At 36.5% G+C, this 15,936-nt stretch carries 12 protein-coding genes; 9 read left to right on the top strand and 3 right to left on the bottom strand.

The window, feature by feature from the left end; all coding sequences use genetic code 11:
- Positions 1-36: 36 nt before the first annotated feature.
- Both CDZ92_RS14625 and CDZ92_RS14620 read right to left on the bottom strand, forming a co-directional pair.
- Positions 37-600 carry a hypothetical protein gene (locus CDZ92_RS14625; RefSeq protein WP_096155912.1) on the bottom strand — a complete coding sequence of 188 codons (564 nt, stop codon included), beginning with the start codon at positions 598-600 and terminating at the stop codon, positions 37-39.
- A gap of 162 nt (positions 601-762) precedes the next feature.
- The gene (locus CDZ92_RS14620; RefSeq protein ID WP_096155911.1) at positions 763-1,314 is read right to left on the bottom strand and encodes a hypothetical protein; all 552 of its coding nucleotides are present in this window, start codon (positions 1,312-1,314) and stop codon (positions 763-765) included.
- 306 nt (positions 1,315-1,620) lie between these two features.
- Between CDZ92_RS14620 and helD the strand changes: the two genes are divergently transcribed.
- Both helD and CDZ92_RS14610 read left to right on the top strand, forming a co-directional pair.
- The gene (gene helD / locus CDZ92_RS14615) at positions 1,621-3,906 is read left to right on the top strand and encodes an RNA polymerase recycling motor HelD (RefSeq protein WP_255249830.1); all 2,286 of its coding nucleotides are present in this window, start codon (positions 1,621-1,623) and stop codon (positions 3,904-3,906) included.
- Positions 3,907-4,415: 509 nt separating this feature from the next.
- Positions 4,416-5,390 carry a nuclease-related domain-containing protein gene (locus tag CDZ92_RS14610; RefSeq protein WP_096155910.1) on the top strand — a complete coding sequence of 325 codons (975 nt, stop codon included), beginning with the start codon at positions 4,416-4,418 and terminating at the stop codon, positions 5,388-5,390.
- A gap of 61 nt (positions 5,391-5,451) precedes the next feature.
- Here CDZ92_RS14610 and CDZ92_RS14605 read toward each other — a convergent pair whose 3' ends face one another.
- Positions 5,452-6,006 (bottom strand): TVP38/TMEM64 family protein, encoded by a 555-nt coding sequence (locus CDZ92_RS14605; protein ID WP_096155909.1) that lies wholly within the window; start codon positions 6,004-6,006, stop codon positions 5,452-5,454.
- Between the two features lie 118 nt (positions 6,007-6,124).
- On the opposite strand from CDZ92_RS14605, the gene CDZ92_RS14600 reads away from it, so the two are divergent.
- From CDZ92_RS14600 to CDZ92_RS14570, 7 genes are all read left to right on the top strand, one after another.
- Positions 6,125-6,475 (top strand): metal-sensitive transcriptional regulator, encoded by a 351-nt coding sequence (locus CDZ92_RS14600; RefSeq protein WP_096155908.1) that lies wholly within the window; start codon positions 6,125-6,127, stop codon positions 6,473-6,475.
- 14 nt (positions 6,476-6,489) lie between these two features.
- Entirely contained in the window at positions 6,490-6,696 is a 207-nt protein-coding gene (gene copZ / locus CDZ92_RS14595) for a copper chaperone CopZ (RefSeq protein ID WP_096155907.1), read from the top strand.
- Between the two features lie 85 nt (positions 6,697-6,781).
- Positions 6,782-9,202, top strand: a complete 2,421-nt coding sequence (locus CDZ92_RS14590; protein WP_096155906.1) for a heavy metal translocating P-type ATPase — start codon at positions 6,782-6,784, stop codon at positions 9,200-9,202.
- 12 nt (positions 9,203-9,214) lie between these two features.
- Positions 9,215-10,066: a hypothetical protein gene (locus tag CDZ92_RS14585; RefSeq protein ID WP_096155905.1), complete on the top strand. Its 852-nt coding sequence runs from the start codon at positions 9,215-9,217 to the stop codon at positions 10,064-10,066.
- Positions 10,067-10,093: 27 nt separating this feature from the next.
- Positions 10,094-10,717, top strand: a complete 624-nt coding sequence (locus CDZ92_RS14580; RefSeq protein ID WP_227521560.1) for a nitrite reductase — start codon at positions 10,094-10,096, stop codon at positions 10,715-10,717.
- A gap of 456 nt (positions 10,718-11,173) precedes the next feature.
- Positions 11,174-14,398: a BTAD domain-containing putative transcriptional regulator gene (locus CDZ92_RS14575; protein WP_096155903.1), complete on the top strand. Its 3,225-nt coding sequence runs from the start codon at positions 11,174-11,176 to the stop codon at positions 14,396-14,398.
- Positions 14,399-14,623: 225 nt separating this feature from the next.
- Positions 14,624-15,853 carry a substrate-binding domain-containing protein gene (locus CDZ92_RS14570; RefSeq protein ID WP_096155902.1) on the top strand — a complete coding sequence of 410 codons (1,230 nt, stop codon included), beginning with the start codon at positions 14,624-14,626 and terminating at the stop codon, positions 15,851-15,853.
- Positions 15,854-15,936: the final 83 nt, after the last annotated feature.

Genomic DNA, 15,936 nt, shown 5'->3' with positions numbered 1-15,936 from the left:
AGCTAGAAATGGTTTTTTACGACCATTCCTAGCTTTTTACATATCTTCTGTACGGTACGAAACTTGATAACGTCTTATAGAGCCGTCTATATTTCCGATTTGATCAGTAAATACTTTATCTCTGACCATTGTTAGCGTATTGCCATCTTTGAATGTAAATACCATTAAGTGTTCTAAGCCTTCAAAGCGGCGCTGCTCGTAGGAAGGAATATGAAGTACCACTTCTTCCACTTCTGTCCAAGCGTACTTTTCTACTTTTAATGTATTGGGAGTGCTCCAAGCTATTTCATCTTGGCCGAGTAATTGAAACGAATATGTACCGTTTACAAAGAATACAAGCGACGCTAAAACGCCAACAATCGAAATAATGATGCCTTTTCGGTGAAAGAAAAAAGAAATAAAAAAGAAAGCAGCTAATATTAAGCATCCGATGGCAAACATCCACCTAGAGTGAGTTGGGATTTTTATTAAGAACACAGAAGCTGAATCAAACAAAATCCCTTGCATAACAAAAGGTCCTACATAAACTAAAATTGGCATTATTAATAATGTAGCAAGTCCTGCCAAAATATAATAATGCTTCGATTCATGGTTTTTCATGACTTATATGCCCCCTTACTACTTATCTTCCATAATTATACGATAATATTTCCGGAATGTTTCATAATATTTTAAAAATATTACAATTATTACTTTTATTACCTTTCATAGGATGTATAAATAAAAAATCCAGGTTGATAGGAATATCAACCTAGATAAGAATTACATTCTATTTGACGCTTTAAAAGGAATGTTATGGTACATTCTTAATTCTTGGAATCTGTAAAAATTTAAGTTGAAGTCGATATTTCGTTCGAAACTAACAACTTTTCCATCATGAAAATAAAATTCCATTTTATGAAACTCGCCTCTTTGCTCTGGTACTCGAAGAACAACTTCAGATACATCTGTCCACGAGTACTTTTGTACTTTTAATGATCCTGGCTCACTCCATACAATTTCCTCTGTGCTTATCGACTGAAAATTTAAAGTTCCATATGTAAATAAGGTTAGTGCAATTATTGATCCGGCAACTGTAATTAGAACACCTTTTCGGTGAAATAAAAAGGCTAAAAATAAGAATACTGCTAGTACTCCAGAGCCAATGGTAAACATCCATCTAGATTCTGTTGGTGTTTGAAGTAGCCATACAGACCTAGAATCGAACAAGATTCCTTGGAAAATAAATGGTCCTAATAAGATGATTAAAGGCATAAAAATTAATGCCGCAATACTGCCGATCAAAAATATGTGTTTTGTTTCATAGTTATTCAATGCAAGTCAGCCCCTTTATAAATTTTATATCTATATTTATAATATAATAAAAGTTCGAAAAATTATATATTTTTTTACAATTATTACAAATTAAAGTTGTAATAATTGTTGCAAAGAGATATAATCTATTTTCTAGATGAAATAGAACTGTAAATTACTTGCACATCATAGGACTAACATACGTATTACCATGGAATTTGGACTTGGCCATTTCATGGTTTTTTGCCTTTTATGAAAGTAATAAGCTCTGTGTTTAAAGGGTGCTTTATTACATAGCCTAAGTAAAAAGTTGGAGTGTGAACGATTTTGGGAGAAAAGAAAACGCATCCTCAAATGGCAGAAGAATTAGATCGACTACAGTTCACTAGAACTTATATGGATATTGTCATTCAAGCATCAGAACTCGACGAAGAAACCTTTAAACAGAACGTAAAAGAAACGTTAGACGGCGCGGATTTTAAAGATAGTAGTTTTAGTTATATTAATATGTTAACAAATACCAATTTGTTGCAACGAACGAGAGAAGAGGTTCGTAATTTTAAAGCAATTTACCCGAAGCCGTATTTTGCTAGGGTAGATTTTTTGCGTAATGGTAAAGAGACGAAAGAAGTATTGTATTTTGGAAAAGCCTCATTATTTGATAGGGAAACACAAGATCCTATCATCGTCGATTGGCGATCTCCCATTGCCAACCTTTATTACGATGGCAGACTAGGTGAAGTTACATATGTGGCAGAAGAGGAAGAGTTTGATGGCTACTTATCACTAAAAAGACAGTTTGTTTTTGAAGAAGGAAGTTTGCAAGATATAAGAGATGTAGACTTAACAACAACAGACGAGTTGTTACAAGAGTCGCTAGCAGGAAGCTCAAGCAATCGATTAACAGATATCGTTTCCACCATTCAAGAAGAACAAAATAGAATTATTCGTGCAGATTTAAACAAACCAATTATCGTCCAAGGAGCAGCGGGAAGTGGGAAAACAACAATCGCCCTTCATCGTTTATCCTATTTTATTTATACATACGCGGAACATTTCTTACCGCAGCAATTAATGATATTAGCACCAAATAATTTGTTCATTGATTATATTTCGGAAGTACTACCGGAGCTGGGAGTCGATAACATTAAACAATCCACTTTTACAGATTACGTGAAAAGTTGTATCGGCAAAAATGTAAAACTATCACCACCTTCAGAAAAACTACAGAAATTTATTGATGACAGTCATGCTAATCCAGAAATGGTTCATTGGTTAGCTAGTTACAAAGGGTCACTTGAGTTCCGTGATGTATTGGACCGTTATTTGAAAGATATTTTAGAAGAATTAGTGCCAAAAGATGACTTTTACTTGTCGCAATTTAAACTATATAGTGCGGAGAAAGTAGCTCGATTAATGAAGGTGGAATATAGTTATCTTCCATACTACCGACGATTAGAAAAAGTAAAAGAAGTACTTCAAAACTATGTGAAAACAGAAAAGAAAAAGCTCCTATTAAAAGTGGAGAAGTTTTATGATGATAAATTGGAGAAAGCTTTGTTTAACGATAAAGTTGATCCAGAGAAACGTCGCAGTTATGTAATAAAGGCAATGGATAAAAAAGAGCTAATGTTGAGTGAAATCCAAAAAGAATCTAGGACAGCGGCGAATGCTTATGTTAGAAATATTAATAAACATACTCTATTTGCTTATTATGATCGGTTAATGTCTAGCAAATCTTTGTTAAGAAAGTACAGTAATGGGGAGCTAGATGAGTATCAAATTACTTTTATGTATGATTCCTTCATGAAGCTACGTGCGAAACGTTCTTATGAATTGGAAGATTTGGCTGCACTTTTGTATTTACGACATAAGCTGTTCGGAGTAGACAAAGAATTACGTGTGAAAAATGTGGTGATTGATGAAGCGCAAGATTATAGTTATTTTCAATTATATGCATTGAAAAGTGCCTTGGAAACGGACATGTTTACAATAGTAGGTGACTTAGCCCAAGGTATCCACTCTTATAGAGGCATTACAGACTGGCACAAAGTGAAACAAGAGATTTTCCCACGTGCTACATATACGACGTTACAAAAAAGTTACCGGACAACGGTAGAAATTATGAATATAGCCAATCAAATATTGTCATTGTTACGGATGGACTTACCTAAAGTAGAACCGGTTGTTCGTCACGGCGAAGTACCGAGGTTTTTGGCCTGTGAAGAGGATGAAGTCGCAGCTGAACTAGATGGGTTGATTCAGAACTTTCGCGGTCAAGGAATGAAAACGATCGCGATTGTTGGAAAGACGGAGCGGGAGTGCAAGAATATCGAGAAGTTGTTGAATGGAGTTGGCACTCCTTTTGCCACACAACTTTTGCGTGAGAACGAGGAAATTAATCAAAAAGATGTAGTAATTGTTCACGCTACGTTAGCGAAAGGGTTAGAATTTGATGCAGTAATTATTTGTTCGTTAGAAGAAAATTTTGTAAAGCAAGAAATTGATATAAAATTATTGTACGTTGCCATGACTCGACCGCTGCACCGCCTCGCCTTTGTAGGTAAGGGTAGGGAAGTGTTTTTATTGGACGGAGTGGCAGGGGTAGAATAAATAGCTTTGTTGTAGGAATCAAGTCGGCCACTTTATCTGACCAGGGTGTTGGAAGGAGTGGCTACTTTTTTTATATGGCGGCTTTTCACTTAATAATGGATAGGGGGGAGGGGGTATAATTTGGAATGACGCACACAAACGGACTCTTGACGCACGGTTTTTTGTTCTAGTCGAACGCAAATGGAGGTCTAGGTGCACCACTTTTGATGGTTGGCACACACAAATAGCCTCTAGTCACACACAAACTATCTAATATTAGCAAAATAACATAGGAGGGTATGCTCAAAAAGACTATTAATTAGTATTTTTTTAAAAATGAGCAGTAAAACCAGTAAAAAAAACCATAAATAGAACAAAAAATCAGCTGAACTTATCAGAAAAGCAAACCATTCAAAACTAGTGAATTAAACTTAATAGAATTCTCCCGAAAACTTTCCAATAGAAGGTGAAAATTACTCAAAAATATATTATGATATTTACGAAATCATGTTGAAAGGAGACATTAAACCTTGGTAGTACAAAAAGAAAGGAAATTACCACTTATTCTTGAAAGTTTAGAAGCAATGGATATTAGATTGCCTAATGGACATTCCATTAAACCAACAATTCTAGCTGATTTGACAAAGTGGAGAGTAGGATTTAGTGGGGAACGAAAATTAGAGTATTTTTTGAGTTTCTTTCAAGATAAAGAGTTCCACATTTTTCATGATTTGAAAATTTCTGTAGGTTCCAAGACATTTCAGATTGATACACTTATCGTATCTGCATGTGTAATGATAATAATTGAAGTGAAGAATTGGAGTGGCACAGTCCTTTTTGATGGAGAGTTTGAACAAGTTATTAGAAGTTTAAACGGATTTGATGAGGGGATGAGAAATCCAATATCCCAAGTACTTCTCCAAGAAATTCAACTGAAAGAGTGGATGGAGCAAAATAAATTTCCTTCTATACCAATCATTCCTCTTGTTGTTTTTAGTAACCCCAAGACGATAATTAAAACTACTAGATTTAACTCTAACATATCAAAGCGTGTTCTTCATGGTTACAACGTACCGATAAAAATACAAAAACTCCTAACAGCATATACTACAGAACACTTCTCCAAAACCAATATAAGAAAAATAACTAAATTACTCCTGAAAAGTCATTTTGAAAAAGTTCAAGACACTCTTTCAGGTTACAACGTTAAAAAATCAGAATTAGTAAGAGGTATCCATTGTCCGAGTTGCAAATTAATCGGTATGATAAGAAAGAATCATTATTGGACATGTCCAAATTGTCTATTCAAATCCCCGGACGCACATATTTTCTCTGTAAGGCACTACGCCTTATTAATAAGTCAAACTTTCACCGTAGCGGAGATTGCTCAATTTCTTAATGTGTCTAGATATGCTGCCTATCGGATAATCAAACAACTAAATTTACCTAACGAAAAAAGTAACACTAAAGCAACAACTTATTTTTATGAAGTTAGTGAGGGATAATCTTTATCGTGCAAAGTTGAGGTGCACCAATGTTATTCTGCACCTACCATATATTAACAAGCTAATTTCTCCGCCTTTTTATAAACACCATCCCAACCAACACAATCGCACCACCAACTAATATAACTTGTCCGACCCAGGTCCACTGCATAACTTGATAAACGGAATACGCTTCTATTAACAAAGCTGGAACCTTTCCAAGCGTACTCGCCACCGCAAAATTTAGCCAGCCCATTCCACTTGTTGCACCTGCTAATGTTACTAACCCGGACGGCATAAAAGGGAACAAACGAAAAGCTACAACTAAATAAAATGCTTCAGAGCCTGATGTTCGTTGCAATTTCCTTAGTGGTTCATATTTTTCCAACACATTTGGAGCAAAAGCCTTAATTCCTTTACGATATAAGTAAAAGCTAACAATCGCCCCAAGCGACTCTCCTAAAAATGACACAGCTGTACCGGTCCAAAAGCCAAACACGGCAATATTTGCGGCTGTTATAAAAAAACTTGGCACCACGCCTAGTATGCTAATTACAACATTGACCATAATACTCAACAGAATAGCAAGTGGCCCAACTGCCTCTAATACATCGATAAAAAAATCAGCAACATTCATCGTGAAATCACCTCCAATAACCGTAATAATTTTTAAACTTTTTTATTTTACATACCTTATAGGGGTTTACATACCGTATAGGGGTATGTTACTCTATAATCAAAAGGGGGTCAACTAGATGGAAAACCTACCTGAGCAACAACTGCCAGAAACAACAGAAGAAAGTTGTTGCCACTCTAACTTAGATAATAAACGAAAAAGTCATCACTCGGAAGCAGATAAAAAAAGTTTAATTTCACGGCTTAACCGCGTAGAAGGTCAAGTGCGCGGCGTAAAGCGTTTAATTGAAGAAGATACGTATTGCGATGATGTATTAACACAAATTGCTGCAATTCAATCTGCTTTAAATAGTGTGGGAAAACTCCTACTAGAAGGCCACATGAAATCTTGTGTTGTCGAACGCATTCAAGAAGGTGACAAAGTAGTAATTGATGAACTATTAGTTACAGTCAAAAGACTGATGAAATAAAAGGAGTGTTTAAGATGGAAAACGTAACATTAACAGTAAATGGTATGAGCTGTGGACATTGTGTGAAAGCAGTAGAAGATAGTGTCGGTTCTTTAGACGGTGTCAAAACGGTAGCTGTAGATTTAGGCGCAAAAAAAGTAGCGGTAGACTTTGACGCTTCTAAAGTTACAGTAGAAAAAATTAAAGAAACAATTGACGAAGAAGGTTATGAAGTAGAATAACGTGCTCACATAAAGCACGTTTTTTCACCAATAAAATATACCCCCGCGTGGTATATGAATAAAATAGAGGACGGTGAACAAAATAATGGCTGAACAAAACAAACAGGAAGCACATTTAAAAATAGGCGGTATGACGTGTGCAGCGTGCTCGAGTAGAATTGAGCGAGTTTTAAATAAAATGGATGGAGTAGATGAGGCAAATGTCAATTTAGCGTTAGAAACATCTACGATACAGTACGACAATAAAAAAGTCTCCATGCAAGAAATTGAAGACAGAATCCATAAGTTAGGTTTCCAAGTAGTGAAAGAAAAAGTAGAGTTTGCTATTACTGGTATGACGTGTGCTGCTTGTTCTAGTCGTATTGAAAAAGTGTTAAACAAAATGGAAGGTGTGGACAAAGCAACAGTCAACTTAGCATTAGAGACAGGGATAGTTGCCTATAACCCTTCTATTTTATCTCCAAAAGATATTGTGGCGCGTATCGTAAAAGCTGGATACGGCGCTACTTTAAAAGTAGATAATGAAGCGGATACGAAAGATCATAGGCAAGCGGCATTAGAAAAACTTACTGGAAAATTCGTTTTCTCTGCAATATTAACTTTGCCCTTACTATGGGCAATGGTAAGTCATTTCTCTTTTACTAGTTTTATTTATTTGCCAGATATGTTTATGAACCCTTGGGTGCAAATGGCACTGGCAACTCCAGTACAGTTTTATATTGGATGGCAGTTTTATGAAGGCGCTTATAAGTCACTAAGAAATAAAAGTGCCAACATGGATGTGCTAGTTGCGCTCGGTACATCTGCCGCTTATTTCTATAGTATCTACCTAGGAATAGAGGCATTAGGTACGAACGCTCATATGGTAGATCTTTATTTTGAGACAAGTGCTGTTATCATTACATTAATTTTACTTGGAAAAGTGTTCGAAGCACGTGCAAAAGGAAAATCGTCAGAAGCAATAAAGAAATTGATGGGGTTACAGGCGAAAACGGCGACTGTATTCCGTGATGGTCAAGAACAAGAAATTCCATTAGATGAAGTAATAGCTGGTGATATTCTCTATGTGAAGCCCGGGGAAAAAGTACCTGTTGATGGAGAGGTAATCGAAGGTCATACAGCGGTTGACGAATCCATGTTAACGGGAGAAAGTATTCCGGTTGATAAAAAAATTGGAGACGAAGTAATTGGTGCAACGATCAATAAAAACGGTTTTATTAAAATTAAAGCAACAAAAGTTGGAAAAGAAACAGCGTTAGCTCAAATTATTAAAGTAGTCGAACAAGCGCAAGGTTCTAAAGCGCCAATTCAACGTCTTGCAGACAAAATATCAGGTATATTCGTTCCGATTGTGGTGGTCATTGCAATCATCACTTTCCTTGTATGGTACTTTATCGTTGACCCAGGAAACTTTACTTTAGCATTAATTAACGTCATTGCTGTACTTGTTATTGCATGTCCATGTGCATTAGGCTTGGCAACACCTACGTCTATAATGGCTGGCTCAGGGCGAGCAGCAGAACTAGGGGTTCTTTTTAAAGGTGGAGAGCATTTAGAGCAAACACATCGATTAACTACAGTTGTGTTAGATAAAACAGGGACAGTTACAAACGGTAAACCTGTATTAACAGATGTTTTATTAGCAGATGGATTTTCAGAAGGTGAAGTGTTAGCGCTTATAGGGAGTGCTGAAAAACAATCTGAACATCCTTTAGCACAAGCGATTGTGGAAGGGATTGTAGAAAAAGGGATCTCTTTAGAAAGCCCGTCCTCTTTCCAAGCGATACCGGGATTTGGGATAGAAGCGACTATTAATAATCGAGCTATTTTAGTTGGAACAAGAAGATTACTGACTCAACATAATATAGATTTTCAACAAGCAATAGAGCAAATGAATGATTTGGAAACAGACGGAAAAACAGCGATGCTGATTGCTATTGATGATAAGTATGCGGGAATTATTGCTGTAGCTGATACGGTAAAAGAAACGTCCAAAGCAGCAATCAAACGTTTAAAAGATTTAGGGCTAGAAGTTGTGATGATCACCGGTGACAATGAAAGAACGGCACAAGCCATTGCAGCTGAGGTTGGTATTGACCATGTTATTGCAGAGGTTTTACCTGAAGGAAAAGCAGATGAGATTAAGAAGTTACAAGAGCAGGGAAAAAATGTTGCGATGGTTGGAGACGGAATTAACGATGCGCCAGCATTAGCAACGGCCAACATCGGTATGGCTATCGGTACTGGGACAGATGTAGCGATGGAAGCAGCGGATATCACATTAATGCGCGGCGATTTAAACAGCATTGCCGATGCTATCATCATGAGTAAAAAAACAATTAGAAACATTAGACAAAACTTATTTTGGGCGTTTGCATACAACTCAATGGGGATTCCAATAGCAGCACTAGGGTTTTTAGCACCTTGGGTAGCGGGAGCTGCGATGGCATTTAGTTCCGTTTCCGTTGTATTAAATGCTTTACGATTACAAAAAGTGAAACTTTAAGAGGTGAGTAATTTGCTAAAGTGGGTTATATCAGGAGTACTTTATGTTGGGTTAGTTATAGGTGGATATTCCCTTTACTCTTTTTATGCAGAAGATGAGAAAGCGGATCATCATGGCGACCATCAAGTCGATGAGGAAGAAAATCAACATCACGAAGAAGGTCACGAAGAAGAGCACGGTGATGACCATGGCGAGCATGGAGATCATGGGGATGCACACGGCGAATCGGAAGTAATTCCTTCTATTGAAAAAGAAGGCAATAAACTAACGGTAACGTTGCATGACCTTGACGGAAATGTTTTTGATGATTTAAAAGTAACACATGAAAAATTAATGCATTTAATCATTGTGAAGGAAGACCTAGAAACCTTTATTCATTTACATCCAGAAAAAGTAACTAGTGGTACGTTCCAAACAAACTATGACCTTGAAGAAGGTATGTATAAAGTATATGTGGATATTAAACCAAACGAAAAGTCATACGGAATAGCTCCAATGTCCTTAATGGTTGGCGACCACCACCATCACGGGGATCCTGCAACTTTAGAAAAAGAATCAGATTGGGTGAAAGTCATTGGTGACTACGAAGTAGAGTTAGATGTATCTTCGTTTTCGATGAAAGACCATATTGTCTTATCGTTTAACATAAACGGTGGGGAACCAGAGCCATATTTAGGTGCTTTAGGGCATGTAGTTATTATTGATGAAGTAATGGAAGAATTCATTCACGTCCATCCATCAAGTAAAGAATTACCTGTGTTTGAAGCGCACTTTTCTAAGCCAGGTATGTATAAACTTTGGGCAGAATTTAAACTCGATGGAACGGTTTACGCTTTCCCGTTTGTATTAGAAATTACAGAGTAATATGTCTCAATGAAGGGGTGTTACGATTTGGAGAAAAAAGTAAAGCTCGCAGTCAATGGGGGAATTAGTTTTGGTGCGAAGTTAACTAGTAAACAATTATTGGTACTAGCTAGTTATATGAAGGAAGAAGATGAAATAGAGTTAACAACCTTTCAACAACTATATATCGACGTTTTGGAAAGTGAAGTAGAAGAAGCAAAACGTGCTTTTGAAGAAGTAGGATTAGTATGTTACCCTGTTGGCAACTTTGTAAAAAGCTTAAGAACGTGTAACTTTTGTAAAGGTGCAGAAGAAGAAGGTATGCCGATTGCAATTGAGTTGAACCGCCGTATCGCAGGAAAGCCTGTACCATTTACGGTACGACCGGCATATACTGGCTGCCCTACAGCATGTGGCGAGCCGCTAGTAAATGATATCGGTGTTATTAAAATGAAAGATCATTACGACCTATATGTTGGGGGAAAAGCGAAAGGTAAAGATGCAAGGACAGGAGAGCTTTTCGCTGAGGGGTTAACAGAAAAAGACCTATACAAAACAGTCGAAACACTACTTGATATTTATGCTACAAATGGGAAAAAACGAGAAGTGTTAGCGAAGTTTGTGAATCGATTTGGATTCGAAGAACTAAAAACGGCAGTGAATAACGCATAAAGCAAGAGAGAGGGAGATTATTTCCTCTCTTTTTTGATTTTTAAAAAATGGCTGTGTTAAAGACCGCTGTTGATTTCCGCGCATATCTTCGCTTTCCGCGGGCGTTAAAGAGGAAGGTTATTTTCACTATCGTGAAAAAACCTACTCCTCATAGCATACGCTCCTGTGGGGTCTCCCGTTTCCCGCTTCTCCCGCAGGAGTCTACGATATGCGCTCCAATCAACAGCTAGATTCAAATGAAATCAACACTAAGCTTAAACATAGCCTGAAAAATAAATCTGTACAAAAAAATCAACAACTTTGTGGTAAAGAATAATTTAGAATCAAATAGCTTATTCTCACTAAGGAGTTTGTCCATTCTTGTCGATATAAGTTGAACTCGTTTTCTCCTAAATAGCAACCTACTATGTTACTATTAAAATAATAGAATTTTCGGACAAAAAGAGAGGTTATATCATGATTAAAAGTATACCGATTGTGAAAACGAAGTTTACGCCTCCTTTAATAAAAGAAACCAATATACATAGAAAGCATGTAATGAAAAAGTTACAAAGCTTTGAGCAATATAAAATGACACTCATTCACTCTGGCCCTGGTTACGGTAAGAGTACCTTAATCGCAAATTGGTTAACAAATCAAGAGAAAAAATATTGCTGGTATACAATTACACCTCTAGAAAATCATTTTTCTCATTTCTTCATTCATATCATCTCTGCTATTCAGCATACATATCCTAATTTTGGTCAACGGCTTCTGGAATACGTTCATTCAGAATCTGCCATTACACTTGAAAGAGAAGTGTCTTATCTTTGCACGGAGTTTATTAACGAGTTATATAAAATAAGGGAAACGTTTATTTTAGTGCTAGATGACTTTCATGCAATGGAGAGTTCGAAAGTTATAGAGAGTTTTGTTTTATTTTTTATTGAACATCTTCCAAAACATGTGCACTTTGTCTTATCTAGTAGGATCAGGCCAAAATGGGACTTGTTCACAAAGCTATTAGTTCATGGGGATATGCTTGAACTTACGGAAACAGACCTTACTTTTACAGAAGAGGAAGTGGAAGTATTATTTACTGATAGTTATCGAATGGAAATGACGATGAAAGATGTATTGGAAATAATGAAAAGAACAGAAGGATGGATTATTGCAATTCAGATGATCTGGCAACAAATGAAATTAAATGGAAATGTTTTATTCCATCATTGGGAAGACCAGACAAGGGAAGAGTTATTTAGATATTTAGCGTTAGAAATCTTCACGAATCAACCAGATGAAACAAAATATTTTTTAATATCAACGAGTATAATAGATGATTTACATATTAATATGATTGAAGATGTATTAGATATAAAAAATGCCACAACTTACTTAAATGAGCTATTGAACCAAAACTTATTTATCTATCAAGTCGGTATAAATCAGTATCGATATCATGCCCTATTTAAAGATTTTTTAGAAAAGCAATTAAGGATGAATGTACCGTTATTCCAATTGCTGCATACAAAAATGGGTATGTACTATGAACAAAAAGGCCAGCAAGAGCGGGCAATATATCATTATTTGCAGATGGAGAATAATGATAAAGTAGGAAGTTTATTAGAGGTACATGGACAAAGCATGTTGATAGGTGGGAAAATCGATTATCTAGCAGAAGTAATTGATCGATTGCCAACATCGATAAAAGGAAAATATCCTATTGTTTATTTCGTAGAAGGAGAAATAAACCGATATTTATGCCATTATGAGAAAGCGTTTACATGCTATGACCAATTATTAGAAAATGCTCAGTATATAAAAGAAAAACGGTTAGAAAGTTTAGGGAACGAAGGAAAAGCAAAAATATTTTTAGATACAATCCAACCCGCAAAAGCTAGTAGCTATTTAGCTAGAGCAATCATGTTAATGGAAGGGAAAGAAGAAGACGAGAATAGAATCATTCATCTATATAGCTTGATGGCCGAAAATTTAGTGAATCTTGGAAAAGCGAAAGAAGCGGAAACGTGGTTAAAAAAATGCAGAGAAGTAAAGAGTGCGTTTGAAAAGATAGAGCTTGAAGCGAGACAATATTTACGTACGGGGAAACTAGAAAAGGCAAAGCAATTGTTAGAAATTAATAAAGGAAATTTAGTACAAGAAAATAGACTTTCTCAATCTCATAGAGAAACAGATTTAATCTTATCCATTGTCTATTCCTATATGGGAGATGCAGAAAGGGCAAAGCGTTTAGCGGAGACAGGTATATTAAGGGGAGCGAACCGTAAGTCTCCTTTTGTAGAGGCATGTGGTTGGATAAGAATGGGTCATGCTGTACAAATACAAAGAAGGTATGATACGAAATTGGCAATAAAATGTTATGAAACGGCATTAACTTTAATGGATGAAATTAATATGTCGCGAGGTAAATCCGAGGCATATATGGGTCTATGCGTTTTGTATGGAAGAATTGGAGAATATGAACTTGCTATTAAAGCCGGAAGAATGGCTTTAGAAGAACCTAATCGAGTGAAAGATGTATGGTTATCTTCTTATATACATTTAGCGTTAGGAATTGCCCATTACTACAATGATAATTTTACAATGGCAGAAAAAGAATTGGCACTAAGTGAAGAAGGATTTACAGAGTGTCACTGTGCTTACGGTAAAATGGTTAATCATTATTGGCTAAGTAATTTAGCTAATGTAACGAAAAATAAGGAACTATCCACTATGTATTTAAAAAGATTTATACAAGAACAAGAGGAGTTTCCTTTCTTTTTGAAAACGCTTACTCTCTTTGGGCCAAAAGATATTCAAGAAATGATACCGATGTTTATTAGTGCGAAAAAAGAAGTGGGGTATACTCTAGAACGACTATTGAATCAGTTAGGTTTTCAAGACCTTTCGTTTCACCCTGGTTATACCCTTAAAGTGGAAACACTTGGGGATTTTCAGATTTGGTTAGGGCAAAGAAAAGTGTTAGACAAAGAGTGGAAACGAGAAAAGGCTAAAGAAATGTTTCAACTTTTTGTTACAAACAATAACAAGCTACTATCGAAAGAGGAAATTGTCTATCATTTGTGGGGGGAGCAAGACGAAGAGGCTGCTGCAAGAGATTTTAAAGTTGCATTAAATGCATTGAACAAAGTGTTAGAACCAGAGCGAAAACCAAGGGAAACTCCTTTCTTTATTTTGAGAGATGGTACTAGGTATGGGATTAATAAAAATGCTGGAGTAGAGATTGATGCCTACCAATTTAAAGAATTAGTGGAAAAAGGATTGGATGAGCGATCAAGAGCGGTTTCAAAAAATAAATTAGAAGAAGGGCTTGCCCTTTATAAAGGAGAGTACTTACCAGCTCGTCGCTATGAAGATTGGTGTACAGAATGTAAAGAAGAACTGTCAATACATTATTTACATGGAGCAGAGAAGTTAGCACAAATTTATGTAGCGGAAGAAAACTTTGAAACGGCAATTTCATTATGTGAAAAGATTGTTAAGCTGGATAGTTGCTGGGAAGAAGCTTACCGTTTATTAATGTATTGTCATTACAGAAAAAATAATAGATCTTATGCTATAAGAATTTTTGAAAAATGTAAAAAGCATTTAAAAGAGGAACTGGGAGTGGAGCCAATGGAGTCCACGGTGAGGGTGCTTGACTTATTAAGAGAATCGGTATCAGCAAATAACGTTGTATAATCTCTAAAACATCTTATGCATTTTACACCACCAACGGGTTGCCTTCATCAGCACCCGTTTTTTGTGGGCTTATCATCTATAGAACAGTGTAACTTCTTTGCAACTCCCACCATATATACTAGCCATATGTATAGGGGGATAGGGTTTAAATGGTGTAACTTGGATGTAACTTCCGTCCCTCATAATAATTAATAATTAAATATTTTTAATCAAGGGGGAGAAAAAATGAGAAAGAAACAATGGCTAGGGTGGGTAGGAGTTGTTTTAGCACTATTTATGTTAGTAGCATGTAGTTCAAATGATACATCTACGGATGGAGATAAAAAACCGGCAGATGGGGAAAAAGAAGTAATTAAAATTGGTTTATTAACATCTGTTACAGGTGCGCTTGAAGCATATGGAGCCCAAACAATTAAAGGATTTGAGCTTGGTTTGGAATATGCAACTGGTGGAACGATGGAAGTAGCAGGGAAGAAAATTGAATTCATTATTGAGGATACAGAAACGAAACCAGATGTTGCCGTACAAAAAGCAACTAGATTACTAGAAGATCATAAAGTAGATTTTATCGTTGGATCTTCTTCATCGGGTGACACGCTAGCGGTACTACCACTAATGGAAGAATATAAAAAGATTATGGTAGTAGAGCCAGCGGTGGCAGACAGTATTATTGGAGAAAACTGGAACAAATATATTTTCCGTACTGGTCGTAGTTCTTCTCAAGATGCTATTGCTGGAGCAGCTGCTATTGCTAAAGAAGGGGTGAAAATAGCTACATTAGCACAGGACAATGCATTCGGACGTGATGGAGTTAGTGCGTTTGTTAGAACAGCTGAAAGTTTAGGAGCAGATGTTGTGCATGAAGAATATGGAGACCCAGCTGGAGTAGACTTTGCAGCAAACATTCAACGTATTATAAATGCTGAGCCGGATTATTTGTTTGTTATTTGGGCAGGAGCAAACTCTCCTTGGGGTCAGCTTAATGATATGAAAGTACAAGAAAGAGGAATTAAGCTTTCTACAGGTGCTCCAGATATCGCTGCACTTTACACAATGGAAGCGGTAATAGGAATGCAAGGCTTTACCGTATACCATCATACATTACCAAACAACGAAATTAACGATTGGTTAGTAGAAGAGCACCAAAAACGTCATAACGGACAAATGCCAGATTTATTTACACCAGGTGGATTTGCTTCGGCGATGGCTATTGTTCAAGCATTAAAAGATACAAATGGTTCTACGGACACAGATCTTTTAATTGAAAAAATGGAAGGAATGACATTTGATACGCCAAAAGGACCTATGACATTCCGTCCAGAAGATCATCAAGCGTTGCAAACGATGTATGCGATTACTTTAGAAAAAGTAGATGGCTTTGACTATCCGGTGCCAGTTTTAGTACGTGAACTTTCTCCAGAAGAGAGTGCACCACCAATTATGAATAAAAGATAAGTGATTGCAAAAGGGCGACCGAGATGCGACGTGCTATGCACATAGCGGTCGTCCTTTCTATCATTTAAGCGAAGGAGTGAAAA

It is taken from the genome of Bacillus sp. FJAT-45066 (genome assembly GCF_002335755.1).
Taxonomy (GTDB): domain Bacteria; phylum Bacillota; class Bacilli; order Bacillales; family Bacillaceae_I; genus Bacillus_CD; species Bacillus_CD alkalisoli.
Note: the sequence above shows the minus strand (reverse complement) of the source record. Positions and strands in the feature narration are given on the sequence as shown.

Excerpts from the sequence above, each read along its gene's own strand:
- CDZ92_RS14625 (WP_096155912.1), bottom strand. The coding sequence starts at position 600 with ATGAAAAACCATGAATCGAAGCATTATTATATTTTGGCAGGACTTGCT.
- CDZ92_RS14605 (WP_096155909.1), bottom strand. The coding sequence starts at position 6,006 with ATGAATGTTGCTGATTTTTTTATCGATGTATTAGAGGCAGTTGGGCCA.
- CDZ92_RS14600 (WP_096155908.1), top strand. The coding sequence starts at position 6,125 with ATGGAAAACCTACCTGAGCAACAACTGCCAGAAACAACAGAAGAAAGT.
- copZ (WP_096155907.1), top strand. The coding sequence starts at position 6,490 with ATGGAAAACGTAACATTAACAGTAAATGGTATGAGCTGTGGACATTGT.
- CDZ92_RS14590 (WP_096155906.1), top strand. The coding sequence starts at position 6,782 with ATGGCTGAACAAAACAAACAGGAAGCACATTTAAAAATAGGCGGTATG.
- CDZ92_RS14575 (WP_096155903.1), top strand. The coding sequence starts at position 11,174 with ATGATTAAAAGTATACCGATTGTGAAAACGAAGTTTACGCCTCCTTTA.
- CDZ92_RS14570 (WP_096155902.1), top strand. The coding sequence starts at position 14,624 with ATGAGAAAGAAACAATGGCTAGGGTGGGTAGGAGTTGTTTTAGCACTA.